Raw genomic sequence first — 242 nt, 5'->3', positions numbered from 1 at the left:
ACACCAATACCTGATTTATGTAGAAATCTAACGGGTAAGTTATATGCAGATAAGGGATATATTGGAAGTAAGTTAACAGAAAAACTAAAGAGGTCTGATATTGATTTAGTTACAACTGTCCGTAAGAATATGAAAAGAAAAGTAATGTCAGCTTTCGATAGAGCTATGTTATCAAAGAGATACATAATAGAAACAGTTAATGACCAACTGAAAAACATATCTCAAATAGAGCATAGTCGCCA

The 242-nt window shown here is 31.8% G+C and carries 1 protein-coding gene; it reads left to right on the top strand.

Features of this window, described 5'->3' with window-relative positions; all coding sequences use genetic code 11:
• A partial coding sequence (locus tag Q0794_RS18185; protein WP_298944293.1) for a transposase occupies positions 1 to 242 on the top strand: 242 nt, incomplete at both ends.

The sequence above is a fragment of the uncultured Psychromonas sp. genome (genome assembly GCF_947489755.1).
Lineage (GTDB): Bacteria > Pseudomonadota > Gammaproteobacteria > Enterobacterales > Psychromonadaceae > Psychromonas.
Note: the sequence above shows the minus strand (reverse complement) of the source record. Positions and strands in the feature narration are given on the sequence as shown.